Genomic DNA, 16,867 nt, shown 5'->3' with positions numbered 1-16,867 from the left:
GTGATCCTTCATTTCATTTGTGGGTGATTCAATGCGAAGGATGCAGGCCCGACGGTCCATGCATTCGGGTCACCATGATGAGTACTCGCGCCGATATTGGGCTTGTGGTCGCGCTCGCAATCGGGCTCGTCGCGCTCGGCTGTACCGATGACGTGACCGTGGAACCGCCGGCCGACACCGAGACTGGCGACGGCGACGGCGATGGCGATGGCGACGGTGACGGCGATCCTGGTGATGGCGACGGCGACTGCCCCGAGGGCACGCTCGGCTGCCCGTGCGGTCCAAACGACGTTTGCGACGCTTCGCTGGCGTGCGTCGAGGGCACCTGCGACCTCGCCTCCGATCCCGTGTGTGGCGACGGCGTCGTCGAGGGCGACGAGCAGTGTGACGACGGCCCCACCAACAGCAACACGGGCGCCTGCAAGCTCGACTGCACGGCGCAGACCTGCGGTGACGGGTTCGTCGGTCCCGGTGAAGCGTGCGACGACGGCAACGAGATCAACGACGACGCGTGCACCAACGCGTGCGGCCAGCCTGGCTGCGGTGACGGGATCTTGCAGGACGGCGAGGTCTGCGACGACGGCAACGCCGACAACGGCGACGCGTGCCTGTCGAGCTGCCTCGCGGCCAGCTGTGGGGATCTCTTCGTTCAAGTCGGCGTCGAGGACTGCGACGACGGCAACGAGATCGAGACCGACGCGTGCCTGCCCGGCTGCGTGGCCGCCAGCTGCGGCGACGGTGTAATCTGGGCCGACGTCGAGGCCTGCGACGACGCCAACCCGGTCGATCTCGACGGCTGCAACGCCAACTGTCAGCCAACCGGCAGCCTGATCTGGGAGCACAGCTACGACGCGGGCCCGAGCTCGTGCGACTACTTCTATGGGGTCGACGTGAGCGCGGCCGGCAAGATCGCGGCGGTCGGTGTGCTCGGAAAAGCGCCCGATCCCCTGAGCGACTGCCAGATCATCGTGCAGGTGCTCGAGGCCGACGGAACCGTGGATTGGACCTCGATCCCGCAGACCACCGGGCCCAACTGCGACGAGGGCTGGGCCGTCGATTTCGACGAGCAGGGCAACGTGTGGGTCGCCGGGCATGTCTACGAGCCCGGCCGCGAGCGCGAGCAGTGGATCCGCAAGTATGATCCGGTCGGTAACGCGCTGTGGTCCCGCCGGTTCGGCAGCCCCGCGAGCGACTACGCCTACGGGCTGGCGGTCGACAGCCTGGGTCGCGGGATCTTGGTCGGGGCGATCAACTCGAACGAGACCGGCTACGACATCTCGGTTCAGGCGATCTCGGGCAACGGCGCGGCGGTGTGGTCCAAGCTGATCCACTCGGGCAACGCTGACTTCGCGCTCGACGTGATCACGGAGGGCCAGAACATCTGGGTCGCCGGGTTCCTCGATGTCGAGGGGCAAAACCAAAATGCCTGGGCCGCGCGCCTGGATCTGGCCGGTAACGTGGAGTGGAGCCACGCGCACAACGGCGTGTTCTCGGGCATGGATCGGGCCGGCGGCATCGCCCGCGCAGCCGATGGCAGCCTCGCGCTGGCCGGGTTCGAGACTGGCGCGACCAACCACGATATCTGGGTGCGGCGGCTCGACGCGGGCGGCCAAGAGCTGTGGACGCAGACCTTCGACGACGAGTTCTTGCTGTGGGCGGACCGCGGCCAGGAGGTTGCGATCGACGGCCAGGGCAACATCGTCGCCGTCGGCCAGCACTGGACCCCGGGTGATCAGCTCAACAGCTTTGACGCGTGGATGCGCAAGTACGACGCCGACGGCAACATCGTGTGGAGCGAGAGCGCGAGCGGGGGCGCCGACGGCGAGGACGTGTGGTTCGCCGTCGACATGGCCGCCAACAACGAGATCATCGTCGCGGGGGCCATGACGACGCAGATCGGCGAGTGCACCAACGCGGTCCTGCGCCGCTACAACCCGTGAGCTCCACGCTGTCGATGCCGGCGCCCCACCACACCTCGCGTCGACCGGCCGTGCCAACGCCAGCTGCGAGCGGGGCGGGCCGCGAGGTCCTGTGTGGGTTCGCGCTGGCGCTGTTCCTGGTCTCGGGCAGCTGGAGCCTGGCGCGGGTCGCTGGGGTCGAGCCCATGGTGATCTGGCAGCCGCGGGTGTGGGCGGTGATCGTGTTGGTGGCGCTGGCGTTCATGCCAGCGCGCGGGCGAGCTGGTGGACGGGCTCGGGGGCGGTCGGTTCTCGGCGCCGAGCTGGCGTGGCTGGGGTTCTCGCTGGTGTCGATCACCTGGGCGCCGGAGCTCGAGCTCGCCGAGGATCAGGCGGTCGACCTCGCCTTGCTGATCGCGGTCGCGGTGGCGCTCCACCGCCTGGCCCACACCAGCCGGATCGAGCGGCTCGCGAGCACGCTGCGAAGTAGCTTGCTGGTGCTGTTGCTCGGCCTGGCCGCGCTCGCGCTGCTCGGTGGGGTTGGCGGGCGCATGGCCGTGCTCGGCGGGGGGCCGAACGTGTTTGGGCGCAACATGGGGTTGCTGTGCCTGCTGGCCCTCGAGCGGGCGCTGTGTTTTGGCGTGGCCCGATCGCGATCGCGTGGCTGGTGGCTGCCAGTGTGGGCGCTGGTCGCCTGCGTGGCCGCCGGCTTGGTCGCGCTGTCGGGCTCACGCGGGGCGATGATCTCGACGGTCATCGCCGCTGGCCTGTTGCTGATGCTCGGCCGCGCGCGCCTGAGTCGGCGGCTCGCGGTCGCGCTTGGGGTGCTGGGATTGTTCGTGGGCCTGCTGGTGCTCACGCCCCTCGGTGATCGGGTGATCGAGTCGTTCGCGTCGCGAGTGCTCAACCTGCTGGTCGCGGATCGCTACGTGAGCAGCCGCGACCAGATCTATTTGATCGCGCTCGAGGGCGGCGCGACCCGGCCGATCGCCGGTCACGGGCTCGCGAGCTTCGCCGCCCAGACCCCGTGGCCATACGCGCACAACCTCGCCCTCGATGCGTGGTTCGAGACCGGCGCGATCGGGGTCGCGCTGCTGGGCTTGTACCTGGGCCGCAGCGCGCTGCTGCTCGCGCGGGTCGGCACCAGCGGCCGCGAGCTGTGGGTTGCGATCGCGCTGCTGATCCTGGTCGGCGCGCAGTTCAGCGGCGGCCGCTACGACGCCCGCGCGCTGCTGGTGTGCGTGGCGCTGGCCCTCGCGCTGCCCCGGCCCATGCCGCGCGTCCGGAGGTCGCCGTGAAGATCGCCTACCTGCATCAGTACTTCCTCGAGCCCAGCGACGGCGGCGGCACGCGCTCGTGGGAGCTTGGGCGGCGGCTCGCGCAGGCCGGGCACGAGGTCACGGTGATCACCAGCGATCTACGGGTCAACCGACGTGGCTGGCAGGTCGAGTGCAAGGCTGGCATGGAGATCCACCGGGTCGGCGTGCGCTACGACAACGGCCTGAGCTACCGCCAGCGGATCGCGGCGTTCCTGCGCTTCGCGACGGCGGCGGGCCCCCGGGCGCGCGCGACCGGGGCCGACGTGGTGTTCGCAACCAGCACGCCGCTGACGATCGCGCTGCCAGCCATGTTCGCGGCCCGGACCTTGGGCGTGCCGTTCGTGTTCGAGGTCCGCGATCTGTGGCCGGCCGTGCCGATCGCCATGGGTGCCCTGCGCAACCCAGCGTTGATCGCCGCGGCGCAGTCGCTCGAGCGGCTCGCCTATCGCGAGGCCGCGCAGGTGGTCGCGCTGTCGCCGGGCATGCAGGCGGGGGTCGTCGCCGCGGGCGCCAAGCCCAGCCAGGTCACGATGATCCCCAACGCCTGCGACTTCGAGCTGTTCGACGTCGAGCCCGAGGTCGGCGCGCGCTGGCGGGCCGAGCAAGGCTGGCTCGGCGATCGCCCGCTGCTGGTCTACGCGGGGACTCTGGGCAAGGCCAACGGCGCGGGGTGGCTGGCCGAGCTGGCCCACGCGCTCGCGCGGCGCGGCTCGTCGGCCTGTATCGCGGTGGTCGGCGACGGCTGGGAGCGCGCGCAGATCCAGCAGCGGGCGGCTCGGCTGGGCGTGCTCGACAATAATTTCTTCATGCTCGGATCCCGGCCCAAGTCGAGCATCCCCGCGCTGCTGTCAGGGGCCAGCGGGGCGCTCAGCACCTTCTTGCAGCTGCCCGCGCTGCGCGACAACTCGGCCAACAAATTCTTCGACGCGCTCGCGGCCGGCAAGCCCGTGTTCTTGAACCACGAGGGCTGGCTGGCGGACCTCGTGCGCGAGCGCGACTGCGGGTTGGTCATGCCGCGCGACGTCGGCCAGGCCGCGGCGGTGCTGGCCGCGAAGCTAAACGACCCGACCTGGCTGGCCCGCGCGGGCGCTGCCGCGGCTCAGCTCGGGCGCGAGCGCTTCGATCGCAACGACCACGCCCGCGCGCTCGAGGCCGTGCTGACCCGGGCGATTGCGAGGGCCGCGTGAGCGCGGGGTCCCGCAGCTACGGGAGCAACGTGCTGGTCTCGGTCGCGGCCGTCGGGCTGATGAGCGCGATGGCGCTGGGCAACAACGTGGTCATCGCTCGGGCCGCCGGGCCGGAGGGGCGCGGGGTCTATGGGCTAGCGGTTGCGATCGGTGCGCTGGCGCTGCCGATCGCTTCGGCGGGGTTGGGCTCGGCGACGACCTGGCAGCTCGGGCGCGGCCAGCCGCTCGGGCAGCTGCTCGCGCTCGCGCGTCGGGCCATCTCGATCACGCTGGCGATCTCGCTGGCGACCGCGGGGGTCATGCACCTCGGCCTGGGGCTGGCGCTGGGCGAGGCGACCGAGTGGGCGGTGCTGGCGGCCGCGCTCGCGCTGCCGGCTCAGGTCATCGTCGAGATCGGTCGCGGGGTCGCGCTGGGCCGGGGCCGAGCGGTCGCGTACAACCTGTGCTCGGCGGCCGTGATCGCGGTGCTGCTCGGCCTCAACTCGATCGCCGCCGTGCGGGGCCTGCCCGGCACCAGCTGGGTGGTGCTCAACCTGGTGTTTGCGAATTGGGCGGTCGCGCTGGTGCTGCTATGCATGACGTGGGGGCGCCTCGAGCCCGCCGCGCCGCCGCTCGTCGGGGACACCCTGCGCTACGGGGCTCGCAGCGCGGCGGTGGCGTTGGGCGACGCGGCGTTGCTGCGCGTCGACTACCTGGTGGCCGCGCCGATCATCGGGCTCGCGTCGCTCGGGGTCTATGCGATCGCCGATCAGATCAGCCACCTCATGGCCTGGGTCGGGCTGCTGGCCGGCAAGATGATGCTGCCCGAGGCCGCGGCCGACGACGACGACGACGCGAGCCGGAGCCTGGGCAAGCTGGCGCTCGCGTGTCGGTTGATCGTCGCGGTCACGCTGGCTGGGGCGGCCGTTGCGATCGCCCTGGGCCCGTGGCTGATCAACGCGCTGTTTGGTGTCGCGTTCGCGGACGCCTACCTGGCGCTGCTGATCTTGCTGCCCGCCACGCTGAGCAAGAGCCTGCACGCGCTCGTCGCGACCTGGCTGCAGGGCCGCGGGGACCAGCGACCGATCGTCCGCGCCAGCGCGATCGCAATCGCCGTCGAGCTGCTCGCGGTGGTGGTCTTCGCCCTCAGCTTCGGCTGGCTCGGGGTCGCCGTCGCCAAGGCTGGCGCCTACGTGGTCCAGCTGGGTCTGAGCCTGGCCGCCCTGCGACGCCACCGATCCCGGCTGCCCGACGACGATGGCCACGTGATCCCCGGCGGCCGCTGGCTGCTCGATCGCAGCGACCTGCGCACGCTGCAGCGCTGGCTGGCCGCCCGCCGCCGCGCCAACCCCTGACCCATGGACCCCACCATGCAACCGCACGACTGGATCGATCGCTCCCGCGCCACCGCCCCCCCAACGACCCGGGGAGCCCGGCGGCTCGACGGCTTCGAGTGGCCGCTCGCGCAGCTGCAGGCCGAGCTCGACGCGATCGAGCCGACCGCCTGGAAGCCGCTGCCGCGCGGGCGTGGGTGGACGAGCATTCAGCTGATCGAGCCTGACGGCCGCGGCGGTGCGCGTGAGCATCGGCTGCTCGACAGCTGCCCGGCGATCCAAGCGCTGGCGGCGTCGTTCGGGGCCCGGGTCATGGGCCTCACGCTCGCCCGCCTCGCGCCTGGCGGCGGCGTGCATGAGCACCGCGACATCTCGGGCGGTCTGCCGATGGGTGTGATCCGCTTGCACGTGCCCCTGCGCACCAACCCGGGCGTGCAGTTCGTGGTCGACGACGTGCGCGTGACCATGCGCGAGGGCCAGACCTGGCAGCTCGACACGACCTACCGCCACCGCGTGGCCAACCTGGGCGACGCGCACCGGGTCCACCTGATCGTCGACCTCGCGCTCACGCCAGCGCTGCGCCAGCTGCTGCCCAAGCCGGACCTGCGCGACCACCTGCACCGGGTCGAGTTCGCGGCGGTGTGCGTGGGCAAGGGGCTGCAGCTCGCGGTCACCCAGCCGCGCGAGCTCGCGGATCGTGCGGTTCGGTTCGCGCGGCTGCGGGTGTTGGGTCAGGCGGTGATGACCTTCGAAGACGAGACCACGGCGCCCTCACCCACCACGATCCCGCGTCCGACCGCGGTGCCCGACTACTTCGCGTGCCCCGAGTGCCGCGGCCGGAAGCTCGAGCTCGTCGAGGACCTCAGCCCGCGCCCGGGCGTGGCGTGGGCCGGTCGCTTCGGGCTGCGCTGCCGCGACTGCGCCCGTGAGTACCCGTGGGTCGCGGGCGTGTGGGTGCTGTGGTCCGACGAGCTCGCCAGCTTGATCGCCGCGGGCCTGCCCCAGGCGAGCCCCGACGCCGCGCCCGAGCCCAGCGCGGTCAAGCAGGCCAACTACGCGATCTATCAGCAGGTCAGCGAGGCCTACGGTGAGCACGCCGACGCCAGCGTCGACTACGTCGATCAGCTGCTGCTGCTCAAGGCCCACGCACGCGAGGCGATCGACGCCAACCAGGCGGCCGAGCACCGCCCAAGGGTGTTGGTGGACGTCGGCTGCGCGAGCGGGTTCTCGCTGGATGTCGGCTCGGCCGGGTTCAGCGAGCGCGTGGGCGTGGACATCTCGCTGGCCAACCTCGAGCAAGTCGCGGCCCGAGGTCACGTGGCCGTGCTCGCCGACGCCGAGCGCCTGCCGTTTGCCGCGGGGTCGGTCGACCTGCTGACCTGCTTCGCGGCCATGCACCACTTCCCCGACTGCGAGGCGTTCCTGCGCAGCGCCAGCGCGAGCTTGCGGACGGGCGGCGTGTTGCTGACGTCCGCGGATCCGAGCGCCGACAACATGTACATGGGCCCGCTCGCGCGCGCGGCCTGGGAGCTGCGCAAGCCCGTGTATCGAAGGCTCGCGCGGCTGTCTCCGCGCTTCTACCTGCACGCCGACGCGGACACGCAGGCGCTCAACGATCTCGCGGAGCACCACCGCACGGGCGGCGGTTTCGAGCCTGCGCGGCTGCGGGCGATGCTGCTGGGGGCCGGGCTCGCGCAGCCCGAGCTGTTTCACGGGGTCGATCGCCGCGGTCGGCAACGCTGGGGCAAGCCCTCGTGGCAGGAGTTCGTGCTCAAGAGCTTGTCCGGTCGCAACCCGCTGTTGCGGCGTAACTTCGTGGCGCTGAGCTCCCTGAGCAGCAAGCCGAACGCCCGCCCGTGAGCGTCTGGGTTACTTCTGGGGCGCCTCGATGAAGCCCAGATCATCGACGTCAGCCAGGCTCTGCCCGGTGTGCTGCCCGTGCCCGACCACGACCTGCGCCACGGTCTTGCACAAGATGCGTAGGTCCAGCGCCAGCGAGCGATTGTCGACATACCAGACGTCGAGCTCGAGCCGCTTCGAGAACGGGATGGCCTGGCGCCCATTGACTTGGGCCCACCCCGTGATCCCGGGCGCGACCTCGTGACGGCGCATCTGCTCGGGCGTGTACTTGCGCAGATACTCGAGCAGCAGCGGCCGCGGCCCGACCAGGCTCATCTCGCCGCGCACGACGTTCCACAGCTCGGGGAGCTCGTCGATGCTGGTCTTGCGCAGGAATTTCCCGACCGCGGTGACCCGGGCGCCGTCGCTGTGCAGCCGCGACTCGCCCTCGCGTGGCTCGACCATGGTTCGAAACTTGTAGATCGTGAACGGCTCGCCGTTGCGGCCAGGGCGACGCTGACGAAACAACACGGGCCGCCCCATGCTCACGACGATCGCCGCCGCGGCGCCGGCCAGCACGGGGGCGAGCGCCAGCAGCCCCGCGCTGGCCAGGGTCACGTCGACGGTGCGCTTGATCGCGTCGCGGATCATGCTGACGCTCGCTTGGTGATCGGCGCGCGGTACAGCGGGAAGAACTCGCCCGCGGCCTCGCGCGAGCCACCCCCCGCCTGCCAGTCGGCGACCAGACGATCATGGAGCGCGGGGTTGGGGGTCACGCGCCAGCTGCAGAACCGCCCGCGCTCGCTCGAGAACCCGCGCTTGAACCGAAACAACGGATCCTCCTGGGCCCCGACGCCGCCGCCAAGGTGCATGCGCCAGTCCCCGCGCGCGGCCTGCCTTCGCCGGACCTCATCGAGCATCAGCCGACTCGGCGACGCGCGCTGCCAGGCCGTGGCCGTGCCCGAGAGGTGATACTGGACGATGCCCGAGCAGCTCGAGAACACGCCGCCCGCGATCACCTGATCACCATGCTCGACCAGGGCCAAATACCCGCGACCGAGCAGGACCGCGGCGAGCCGCTGGAGGTAGCTGTGGTCCATGTCGCAGGTGGTGGCCCCGAGCCGCGCCATGGTCTCGGCGTAGATCGGGTAGAACTCGTCGAGCCGCGCGAACGCGTCGTCAAAGCGCACGCGCAGGCCGTCGCGGGTGGCCCGGCGGACCAGGTTGCGATGGGTGCCGCGGTAGTTGGCCCACTGCGTGGCTTCGTCGGTCTCGAGATCGATCCAGACCGTGGGCCCGTGATCGACGAGGCTGCCGAATCGGGCCAGGGCCTGGTCGGGGATGCGCAGCAGCGGGTGCAGACGTACAAACGCCGAGGCCACGTCGCGCTTCGCCATGGCCGCGACGAAGCACCCGACCGCGGCGGTCTCGAACCGAGGATCGGCGCTGGTGAACAGCGGGCCGGGGTAGCCGTAGGGCGAGGTCGCGTCACAGCCCTCGCCGCTCGGCAGCGAACGCAAGATCAGCGGCAGCAGAGCCGCGCGCTCGGGGGCTCGAGGATCTTCGACCAGCAGCGCGACGCCGCGCCCACCGAGGCGATCCGCCTCGATCGCCACGTATTCGGGCAGCTGATGAAAATCGTGGCGGGTACGCTGCAACAGCGCGCGCCAGCGCGCGAGGTGTTCGTGCTCGAGTGGATCGAGCCAGCGAGGCACGAGCGAATGACCGCAGCCCACGACGTTCGACCGGCCCGTCACCAAGAACCCATCCACGCGACGAATGTGCCACGAAGCAAGGTGATCTGCGAATCCCAAATTCATGCGAATCGGCGTGAAGGACCCCGGACGTCGCGGCCATCACACCATGCCCCCCCACGTCGCGAGTTGCGACGTCGAGCGCGGCTCTGGTGATTCGTGCTCGATGATCCCCGAGACCTCCCGTCGGATGCTCAGCACCCTGAGCCAGCTCGCGGCGACCCGCGCCGACCGGAGGGCCGCACCTGGCCGCGCTCGACCCACGCGCCGCCCTACGCCGAAGCCGAGCCGGCCGCCAACTGGACGGCGACCATGGGGTCGGTGCTCGAGATCCTCACGATCTTGCGGCGTCGTTGGCTGCGCGTCGCCGTCACTTGTTTGATCGTGGTGGTGACGACCGTGCTGGCGGTCTCGCTGCTGCGCCCGCAGTACCGGGCCGAGGCCACGCTGTTGTTGCAGCCCAGCGGCGCGCAGGTGCTCGACGAGGTTCAGGGTCTCGGCGAGCAGCTCGACACCAACACCTACCGGCACTACTACCGCACCCAGCACGAGATCATCTCGAGTCGCGCGGTCGCGGCCGAGGCCCTCGCCCGGCTTGGGCTCGCCGACGATCCAAGCTTTCTGGACATCGCGGATCTGACAGATCCAGACGAGCAGGCCGAGGCGGCAGCGGAGATCGATCCAATCGAGCGACTGCGCGAGCTCGTGGAGATCCGCGAGGTTCACGACTCGCGGGTCGTCCGAATCCGCGTCGAGTACTCCGATCCCGAGCTCGCGGCCGAGATCGCAAACACCGTGGCCCAGGCCTATCTGGATCACGTCGGCGGTGAGCGTTCGGACACGGGGGCGCGCGCGGCCGGGGATCTCGGTCAAGAGCGCGAGCGAGCCCGGCAGCGGCTGCGCGTCGCCGAGCAAGCCCTCGACGCGTTCAAGGCCGAGCACGAGATCACCACGATCGCGCTCGAAGATCGCCAGAGCGTGATCACGCAGAACATCATCGAGCTGAGCCTGCGCACCAAGGCCGCCCAGGCCAGCGCGTTCGAGGCCAAGAACCTGTACGAGCAAGCCAAGAAGCTGCATCAGCGCGGGGTCTCGGCTGGGGCCGCGGCGCTGTTGCGGCCGAGCGAGCGCAACATCTTCGATCACCTGCTCACCGAGCGACTCGCGGCCGAGGCTGCGTTCAACGACGTCGACCTACAATATGGTCCGCTCCACCCCGAGTGGAGGCAGGCCAAGCAGCGGCTCGACCTGTTCGAGCGGACCACCAAGGATCAGGCCGGGGGCCACCTCGCCACATTCTTGGCCCGCTACGAGGCCGCGCACGCGACCCAGCAACAGCTCGCCGCCGAGCTCGAGCGCGAGCGGCTGCGCGCGCTCGAGCTCACCCGGCTCGAGCCTGGGTTTCGCGAGCTCGCGCGGGACGTGGCCGACGCCGAAGAGATCTACTCGGTGCTGTCGCGACGCGACACCGAGGTCGAGCTGACCAACCGGATCGAGGACGAGCCGCAGGTGCGGATCCTGGATCCCGCCACGACACCGCGCGAGCCCGTGCGGCCGCGGGTGTTGCTGTGCGCGGCGGCCTCGGTGGTGGTCGGCCTGCTGCTCGGCTGCGTGCTGGCGGTGAGCGTGGACCTGCGCGACCACACGGTTCGGGATCTTCGTGACGCGGAGCGGGCGGTCGCGGGCTGGGACATCGCGGTGCTCGGGCAGCTGCCCAAGCTCGGCCCGGATCCGGCGATCGGCCCGGCGAACCTACGCGCGCAGCGTCTACGCCGGGATCTGCAGACTCACCTGCTCCCGCAGTCGTTGATGGCCGAGCGCGCTCGCAAGGTCCGCGCGGCGATCGGGTTTGGCCTGGGCAAGGTCCGCTGCCCGGTGCTGTTGGTGACCTCGCCCGCGTCGTCCGAGGGCAAGAGCTCGACCGCGCTCAACCTCGCGCTGAGCTGGTGCCAGGCTGGCAAACGAGTCGTGCTGATCGACGCCGACATGCGACGCCCGCGATTGCACGAGGTGTTCCCGGCCGGGGTCGACGCGCAGAACGTGGGCTTGGCCTCGGTGCTTCAGGGCGGCTGTGAGCTCGAAGACGCGATCGAGCAGGGGCCCGACGGCGCGCCGGAGCTGCTCGCGGTGCTGCGCTGTGGACCGGTGCCCGAGACGCCTTCGGAGCTACTGGACACCCACGCGTTTCGGCGGACGCTCGCCAAGCTGCGCGAGAGCTTTGATCTGGTGATCTTCGACTCGCCGCCGGTCTTGCCCGTCGTCGACGCGCTGCTGGTCGCTCGCCAGGTCGATGGCGTGGTGCTCGTCGCACGGGCGGGCGCGACCTCGGAGCACGAGGTCCAGCAGAGCCTGGGGCTGCTGCGGCAGCGGGACACCAACCTCCTGGGGTTGGTGCTCAACGACGTGGACCTGCGCCGCGAGGGTGGGCGCTATGGGTCGGCGTATTATCGCTACGAGCCAACGGCCTGAGCACGTCGTACGCGGGGGTCTGGGTTCCCTGCTACGCTCGCGCCCCAATGACCCGTGCACGCCTGGTCTGTCTGTTCATTGCGCTCGCGGCCTGCCGCACCGAGACGGAGCCCGGCAAAGCCGAGCCCGCGCCGGTCGAGGCCGCGCCAACTCCCGAGCCGGAGCCGGAGCCGGAGCCGGAGCCGGAGCCGGAGCGAGTGCCAGAGCCCGCACCAGTTCCAGACCCCGTCCCAGAGCCGGCACCAGAGCCCAAGACGCCGATCACCGCACCCACCATGGTCGGCGACGCGCAGGTCTGGCGCCAATCCAAGTCCCGTCAGCCACCGTGGGACCTGATCGAGATCGTCACGGTCAGCTTCGGCGTCGAGCCCAAGGTCGGCGAGGCCGTCACGGTCATCCCCAAGCACCCCACGCTGCCGGTCCTCGAGCTCTCGATCGTCGAGGTCATCCTCCACGATGAGCTGGTCAGCGACGGCGGCCAGCCGTGGTGGGAGGCGCTGCTGCAGCCAGTCACCGATCCGGCCTACCACGACCTCTCCTCCCCTTCCCCCGAGTTTCCCGCGCACGTGGTCGTCGTCTACCCCGCGACCCCGACGGCGACGCTGCTCGATCCCAACCTGCTGACCGCGGACCAGCTCCCGCCGGGCGTTTTGCTCGCAGGCGTGAAGATCGCCGTCGACGCGGACGCCGACGGCCGGCCCGACACGATCGAGCTGAGCTACTGTGAAGACAATCGCAAGCGTGCCTCGTGTGGCGAGGCCACGGGCACCGAGATCCACCGGCTCGACGCCGGCGCCTGGAGCCTCGTCCATCGAGCCGAGCCAGGCACCTGAGCGGGCACCTGAACATGCCCAAGCCCTACACGCTGATCGCCGCCGAGGTCTCGCTCTACAGCGGCAAGGCGCGGGCGTACCTCCGCTACAAGCGTGTCGGCTTCGACGAGCTGTTCGCCAGTCGCAAGGTGCTCGTCGAGATCGTCCGCCCCAAGACCGGGCTGGCGATGATCCCGGTGTTGCTGACCCCAAGCGGCGAGGCCGTGCAGGACACCACCGCGATCATCGATCACGTCGAGGCCGTGCACCCCGCCCGCTCGGTCTACCCGAGCACGCCCCTGCTACGCCTCGCGAGCCTGCTGCTCGAGCTCTACGGCGACGAGTGGCTGCTGCTGCCTGCCATGCACTACCGCTGGCACTACAAGCGCCAGAACCTGGGTCTGATCCTGTCCGAGTTCGGCAAGATCATCGCCCCGGGTCTGCCCGCGATCCTCCACCCGCTCGCTGGCCTCCCGCTCGCGGCTTACTTTGGCGGGAACTACGGACGCGCGCTCGGGATCAACCGCCACAACCGCGCCGCGATCGAGCGCAGCTACGAGGCGTTCCTCGCCGACTTCGACGCGCACCTGGCCGAGCACCCGTTCTTGTTGGGGTCGCGCCCGAGCGTGGGTGACTTCGGGTTCATGGGCCCCCTGTACGCGCACCTCTACCGCGACCCTGCGCCCGGGCAGCTGATGCGCCGGACCGCGCCCCGGGTCGCCGACTGGGTCGAGCGGATGAACGCGCCCACGACCAGCGACGACGAACCCGGCCGCTTCGCAGCCGACGACGAGCCTCCGCGCAGCCTCGATCCGATCTTCCGCCGGCTGTTCACCGAGCACTGGCCAGTCGTCGCGGACACGCTCGCCGCCGTCGATCGCTGGGTCCGAGCGCACCCCGACAAGGCCAGGATCTCGCGCTTCGTCGGCGAGCACAGCTTCACGATCGACGGCGCCACGACGACCCGCTGGATTCAGTCGTTCACGCAGTGGATGGCCCAGCGTCCGCTGGATGCCTACCACGCCCTCGCGCCCGACGATCGGGCCAGGGCCGATCGCTGGCTCGCGCGGGTCGGCGGCGATCAGGCGCTGCGATCACAGCCACGAACCCGGGTCGAGCGAGTTCACAATCGCCTGGTCCCGATCCGCGCTCAGTCAGGCTGAGCTCCCCGTTCCCTCAGCCAGGCCCCAACTAGACTGGCATAAACAGCACTGAGCGATGTTGGGCCGCCGAACATGGTGAGCCCTTTGCGCTCGATCATCGCGACAGAACGTGGCACCCTGCGCGAGCCCCGACATGACCGAGTTTCTCCTCGCTGCGCTCACCTTCCCCGCGGTCGTCTTCACCACGCTGCTCGGGATCGTGCTCGGTTATTGGTCGCTGGTGACGGTGGGGCTGTTCGGTCCCGAGGCGCTCGAGGGTGTGGCCGACGGCGTGCTGGAAGGGGCCGCCGAGGGCACCGCCGCGCTCACGGCCCCGCGCGACGACGACGACGAGTCCAAGCCAGGCGCCCTCGCTGTTCGCGACCAAAAGCGTGGGTTCCTGGCCAAGTACGATCTGCGCCGGGTCCCGATCACCGTCAGCTTCTCGCTGTTCACCCTGTTCGGCTGGGCGCTGACCCACGGCACCTCGCTGATGGCCGGGTCGATCCTCGACGGCCTCGTCGCCCGCGGGATCTGGGGTTCCGGGGTCATGCTGCTCGCGATCCTGTTCTCGCTGCGCCTGACCTCGTGGGCGATCATCCCGATCGCGCCGTTCTTCTCGGGCTCGCAGAGCCTGACCAACGACGAGATGATCGGCCAGATCGCCCGGGTCCAGACCATTCGGGTCACCCGCAAGGTCGGGCAGGCCACGCTCAACACCTCGGGGGGCTCGCTCAACGTCACGATCCGGGCCGACGAGAGCCTGGCCCTGACCAAGAACGACCGCGTGATGCTGGTCAGCTATGACCCCGAGCTGCGGGCCTTCGAGGTCACGCGAATCGACGACATGCTCCCCTCCGAGGCGGCCCCCCGCCCCTGACCATCTCCGCCTACCGCTCAGCCACGCTCTCGACTCATGCCACTCGCGAACATCATGTCCTTCCTCCACAGCCTCATGCTCGCGCCTGACCCCCAGGCGACTCTCATTACTGTCGGCATCTTCGTTGGCTCGGGGCTCGCCTTGTTGGTCGGGCTCGGCGTGGTCGTGGCGGCGTTCTATCGCAAGGTCGACCAGGGCTCGGCGCTGATCATCAACAAGATGGGCGCGATCCCAACCGTCAAGTTCACGGGCGGGATCGTGGTCCCGATCATTCACCGCGCCGAGATCATGGACATCTCGGTCAAGACCATCGTCATTGATCGGCGCGGCACGGACGGCCTGATCTGCAATGACAACATTCGCGCGGACATCAAGGTCACCTTCTTCGTGCGGGTCAACCCGCAGGACACCGACGTGATGGAGGTCGCCCGCGCGATCGGAGCCCGCCGGGCCTCCGACCAGCAGACCCTCGAGGCCCTGTTCACGTCAAAGTTCTCGGACGGCCTCAAGACCATCGGTCGCCAGATGGACTTTCAGGACCTGTACACCAAGCGCGACGTGTTCAAGGCCGGCATCCTCGAGACCATTGGCCAGGAGCTCAACGGCTACCGGCTCGACGACTGCGCGATCGACTACCTCGAGCAGACGCCGATGACCGAGCTCGACCCGGCCAACGTGCTCGACTCGCAGGGCATCCGCAAGATCACCGAGATCACGGCCGACCAGAACATCAAGACCAACTTCCTCAAGCAGGAAGAGCGCAAGGCGATCACCAAGCAGAATGTCCAGGCCGACGAGGCAGTGTTCGAGCTCGACCGTCAGCGGTCCGACGCCAAGGCCAAGCAAGAGCGCGAGATCGCAACCATTCAGGCCCGCGAGGCCGCCGAGACCCACAAGGTTCAGGCCGAGGAGACCAAGAAGGCCGACATCGCCCGGATCAAGCAGGAGGAGGAGACGGCGATCCAGCACGAGAACCGGCTGCGCGAGGTCGAAGTCGCCCAGAAGAACCGCGAGCGAGTGGTCGCGGTCGAGACCGAGCGGGTCGAGAAAGAGCGCGCGCTCGAGGCCATCTCGCGCGAGCGCGAGGTCGAGCTGCAGCGCATCGCCAAGGAGAAAGCCCTGGAGATCGAGCGCAAGGACATCGCCGACGTGGTCGCGGCCCGGGTCGCGGTCGAGAAGAACGTCGCGCAAGAAGAAGAGGCGATCAAAGACCTGCGGGTGCTCGCCGAGGCCAACCGGACCAAGGACGCCCGCGTGGTCGCGGCCGAGGGCGAGGCCCAAGAGCAGCTGGTCAAGCACATCAAGCACGCCGAGGCCCAAGAGCAGGTCGCCAAGCACAAGGCCAAGGAGAAGCTGACGCTGGCCGAGGCCGATCTCGAGGCCTCCGACAAGCAAGCCCGCGCCAAGATCCGCCTGGCCGAGGGCGCCCAGGCCGAGCAGGCCGCCAGCGGTCTCGCCGAGGTCAAGGTCAAAGAGGCCAACGCCCTCGCAATCGAGAAAGAAGGCCAGGCCGAGGCCCGCGTCACCCTGCAAAAGATGCAGTCCGAGGCCCAGGGCGAGCAAGAGAAGGGGCTCGCGGTCGTCAGGGTCAAAGAGGCCGACGCCGCCGCCGTGCAAAAGCAAGGCGAGGCCCAGGCCGAGGCCACGCGGGTCATGCTCATCGCAACCGCGCAGGGCCGCGAGGCCGAGGCCGCCGCGATCGAGAAGGTCGGCATCGCCGAAGCCGTGGCGATCCGTCAGAAGATGGAGGCCGAGGCGACCGGGTTGGGCCAGAAGGCCGAGGCCATGAAGGCCCTCGACGGCACCAGCCGCGAGCACGAGGAGTACCGGCTGCGGCTCGAGAAGGACAAGGCCGTCGAGCTCGCCGGGCTCGAGACCCGCGAGAAGGTGGCCGAGTTCCAGGCCTCGGTCATGGCCCAGGCCATGGCCTCGGCCAAGATCAACATCGTCGGCGGCGACGGCCAGTTCTTCGACCGCTTCGTCAACGCGGTGACGCTCGGGCAGTCGCTCGACGCTGGCATCGACAACAGCGAGACCGCCCGCACGGTGTTCTCGGAGTACCTCGACGGCCGCAAGAGCCTGCCGAACGACCTCGTCGACGTGCTGTCGCGCCCGGCCATGGACGCCGAGACGATCAAGAACCTGGGCGTGACAGGGCTGATCAGCCAGATGATGAGTCAGGCGTCCGCGGTCGACAAAGACAGGTACGCCGACCTCTTGGCCGCGGCGCAGCGTCTGGGCCTGAAGTAAGCAC

At 69.8% G+C, this 16,867-nt stretch carries 12 protein-coding genes; 10 read left to right on the top strand and 2 right to left on the bottom strand.

The features are described 5' to 3' along the window. Positions 1-77: 77 nt before the first annotated feature. Genes ENSA7_RS10550 through ENSA7_RS10530 form a run of 5 tightly spaced genes read left to right on the top strand, consistent with a single transcriptional unit; the run spans position 78 to position 7,577 of the window. Entirely contained in the window at positions 78-1,940 is a 1,863-nt protein-coding gene (locus ENSA7_RS10550) for a hypothetical protein (RefSeq protein WP_181233600.1), read from the top strand. Continuing rightward, complete coding sequence (locus ENSA7_RS10545; RefSeq protein ID WP_106089104.1) at positions 1,937-3,196, top strand: O-antigen ligase family protein; 1,260 nt, start codon at positions 1,937-1,939, stop codon at positions 3,194-3,196. The genes ENSA7_RS10550 and ENSA7_RS10545 overlap by 4 nt, the downstream gene beginning before the upstream one ends. Then, positions 3,193-4,404, top strand: a complete 1,212-nt coding sequence (locus ENSA7_RS10540; protein WP_106089103.1) for a glycosyltransferase family 4 protein — start codon at positions 3,193-3,195, stop codon at positions 4,402-4,404. The genes ENSA7_RS10545 and ENSA7_RS10540 overlap by 4 nt, the downstream gene beginning before the upstream one ends. Continuing rightward, positions 4,401-5,738 (top strand): lipopolysaccharide biosynthesis protein, encoded by a 1,338-nt coding sequence (locus tag ENSA7_RS10535; RefSeq protein WP_106089102.1) that lies wholly within the window; start codon positions 4,401-4,403, stop codon positions 5,736-5,738. Before ENSA7_RS10540 ends, ENSA7_RS10535 begins: the two co-directional genes overlap by 4 nt. A gap of 15 nt (positions 5,739-5,753) precedes the next feature. Then, positions 5,754-7,577 carry an aspartyl/asparaginyl beta-hydroxylase domain-containing protein gene (locus ENSA7_RS10530; RefSeq protein WP_181233598.1) on the top strand — a complete coding sequence of 608 codons (1,824 nt, stop codon included), beginning with the start codon at positions 5,754-5,756 and terminating at the stop codon, positions 7,575-7,577. A gap of 9 nt (positions 7,578-7,586) precedes the next feature. On the opposite strand, the gene ENSA7_RS10525 is transcribed toward ENSA7_RS10530, so the two are convergent. Next, positions 7,587-8,207: a sugar transferase gene (locus ENSA7_RS10525; protein ID WP_106089100.1), complete on the bottom strand. Its 621-nt coding sequence runs from the start codon at positions 8,205-8,207 to the stop codon at positions 7,587-7,589. Beyond that, positions 8,204-9,271, bottom strand: a complete 1,068-nt coding sequence (locus tag ENSA7_RS10520; protein WP_181233596.1) for a GNAT family N-acetyltransferase — start codon at positions 9,269-9,271, stop codon at positions 8,204-8,206. Before ENSA7_RS10520 ends, ENSA7_RS10525 begins: the two co-directional genes overlap by 4 nt. A 198-nt stretch (positions 9,272-9,469) precedes the next feature. On the opposite strand from ENSA7_RS10520, the gene ENSA7_RS10515 reads away from it, so the two are divergent. The 5 genes from ENSA7_RS10515 to ENSA7_RS10495 all read left to right on the top strand — a co-directional run bounded on the left by ENSA7_RS10515 (position 9,470) and on the right by ENSA7_RS10495 (position 16,863). After that, the gene (locus ENSA7_RS10515) at positions 9,470-11,779 is read left to right on the top strand and encodes a GumC family protein (RefSeq protein ID WP_106089098.1); all 2,310 of its coding nucleotides are present in this window, start codon (positions 9,470-9,472) and stop codon (positions 11,777-11,779) included. Positions 11,780-11,826: 47 nt separating this feature from the next. Continuing rightward, complete coding sequence (locus ENSA7_RS43475; RefSeq protein ID WP_181233594.1) at positions 11,827-12,612, top strand: hypothetical protein; 786 nt, start codon at positions 11,827-11,829, stop codon at positions 12,610-12,612. Between the two features lie 14 nt (positions 12,613-12,626). After that, positions 12,627-13,754 carry a glutathione S-transferase family protein gene (locus ENSA7_RS10505; protein ID WP_106089097.1) on the top strand — a complete coding sequence of 376 codons (1,128 nt, stop codon included), beginning with the start codon at positions 12,627-12,629 and terminating at the stop codon, positions 13,752-13,754. Positions 13,755-13,887: 133 nt separating this feature from the next. Then, a complete protein-coding gene (locus ENSA7_RS10500) occupies positions 13,888-14,613 on the top strand; it encodes a hypothetical protein (RefSeq protein ID WP_106089096.1) in 726 nt (241 codons plus the stop codon). Between the two features lie 36 nt (positions 14,614-14,649). Then, positions 14,650-16,863 (top strand): flotillin family protein, encoded by a 2,214-nt coding sequence (locus ENSA7_RS10495; RefSeq protein ID WP_342352820.1) that lies wholly within the window; start codon positions 14,650-14,652, stop codon positions 16,861-16,863. The last annotated feature ends 4 nt before the right edge of the window (positions 16,864-16,867 follow it).

Source organism: Enhygromyxa salina, assembly GCF_002994635.1.
Classification (GTDB): Bacteria; Myxococcota_A; Polyangia; order Nannocystales; family Nannocystaceae; genus Plesiocystis; species Plesiocystis salina_B.
The sequence above is the reverse complement of the archived record's forward strand: the minus strand, read 5'-3'. Positions and strand labels throughout refer to the sequence as shown.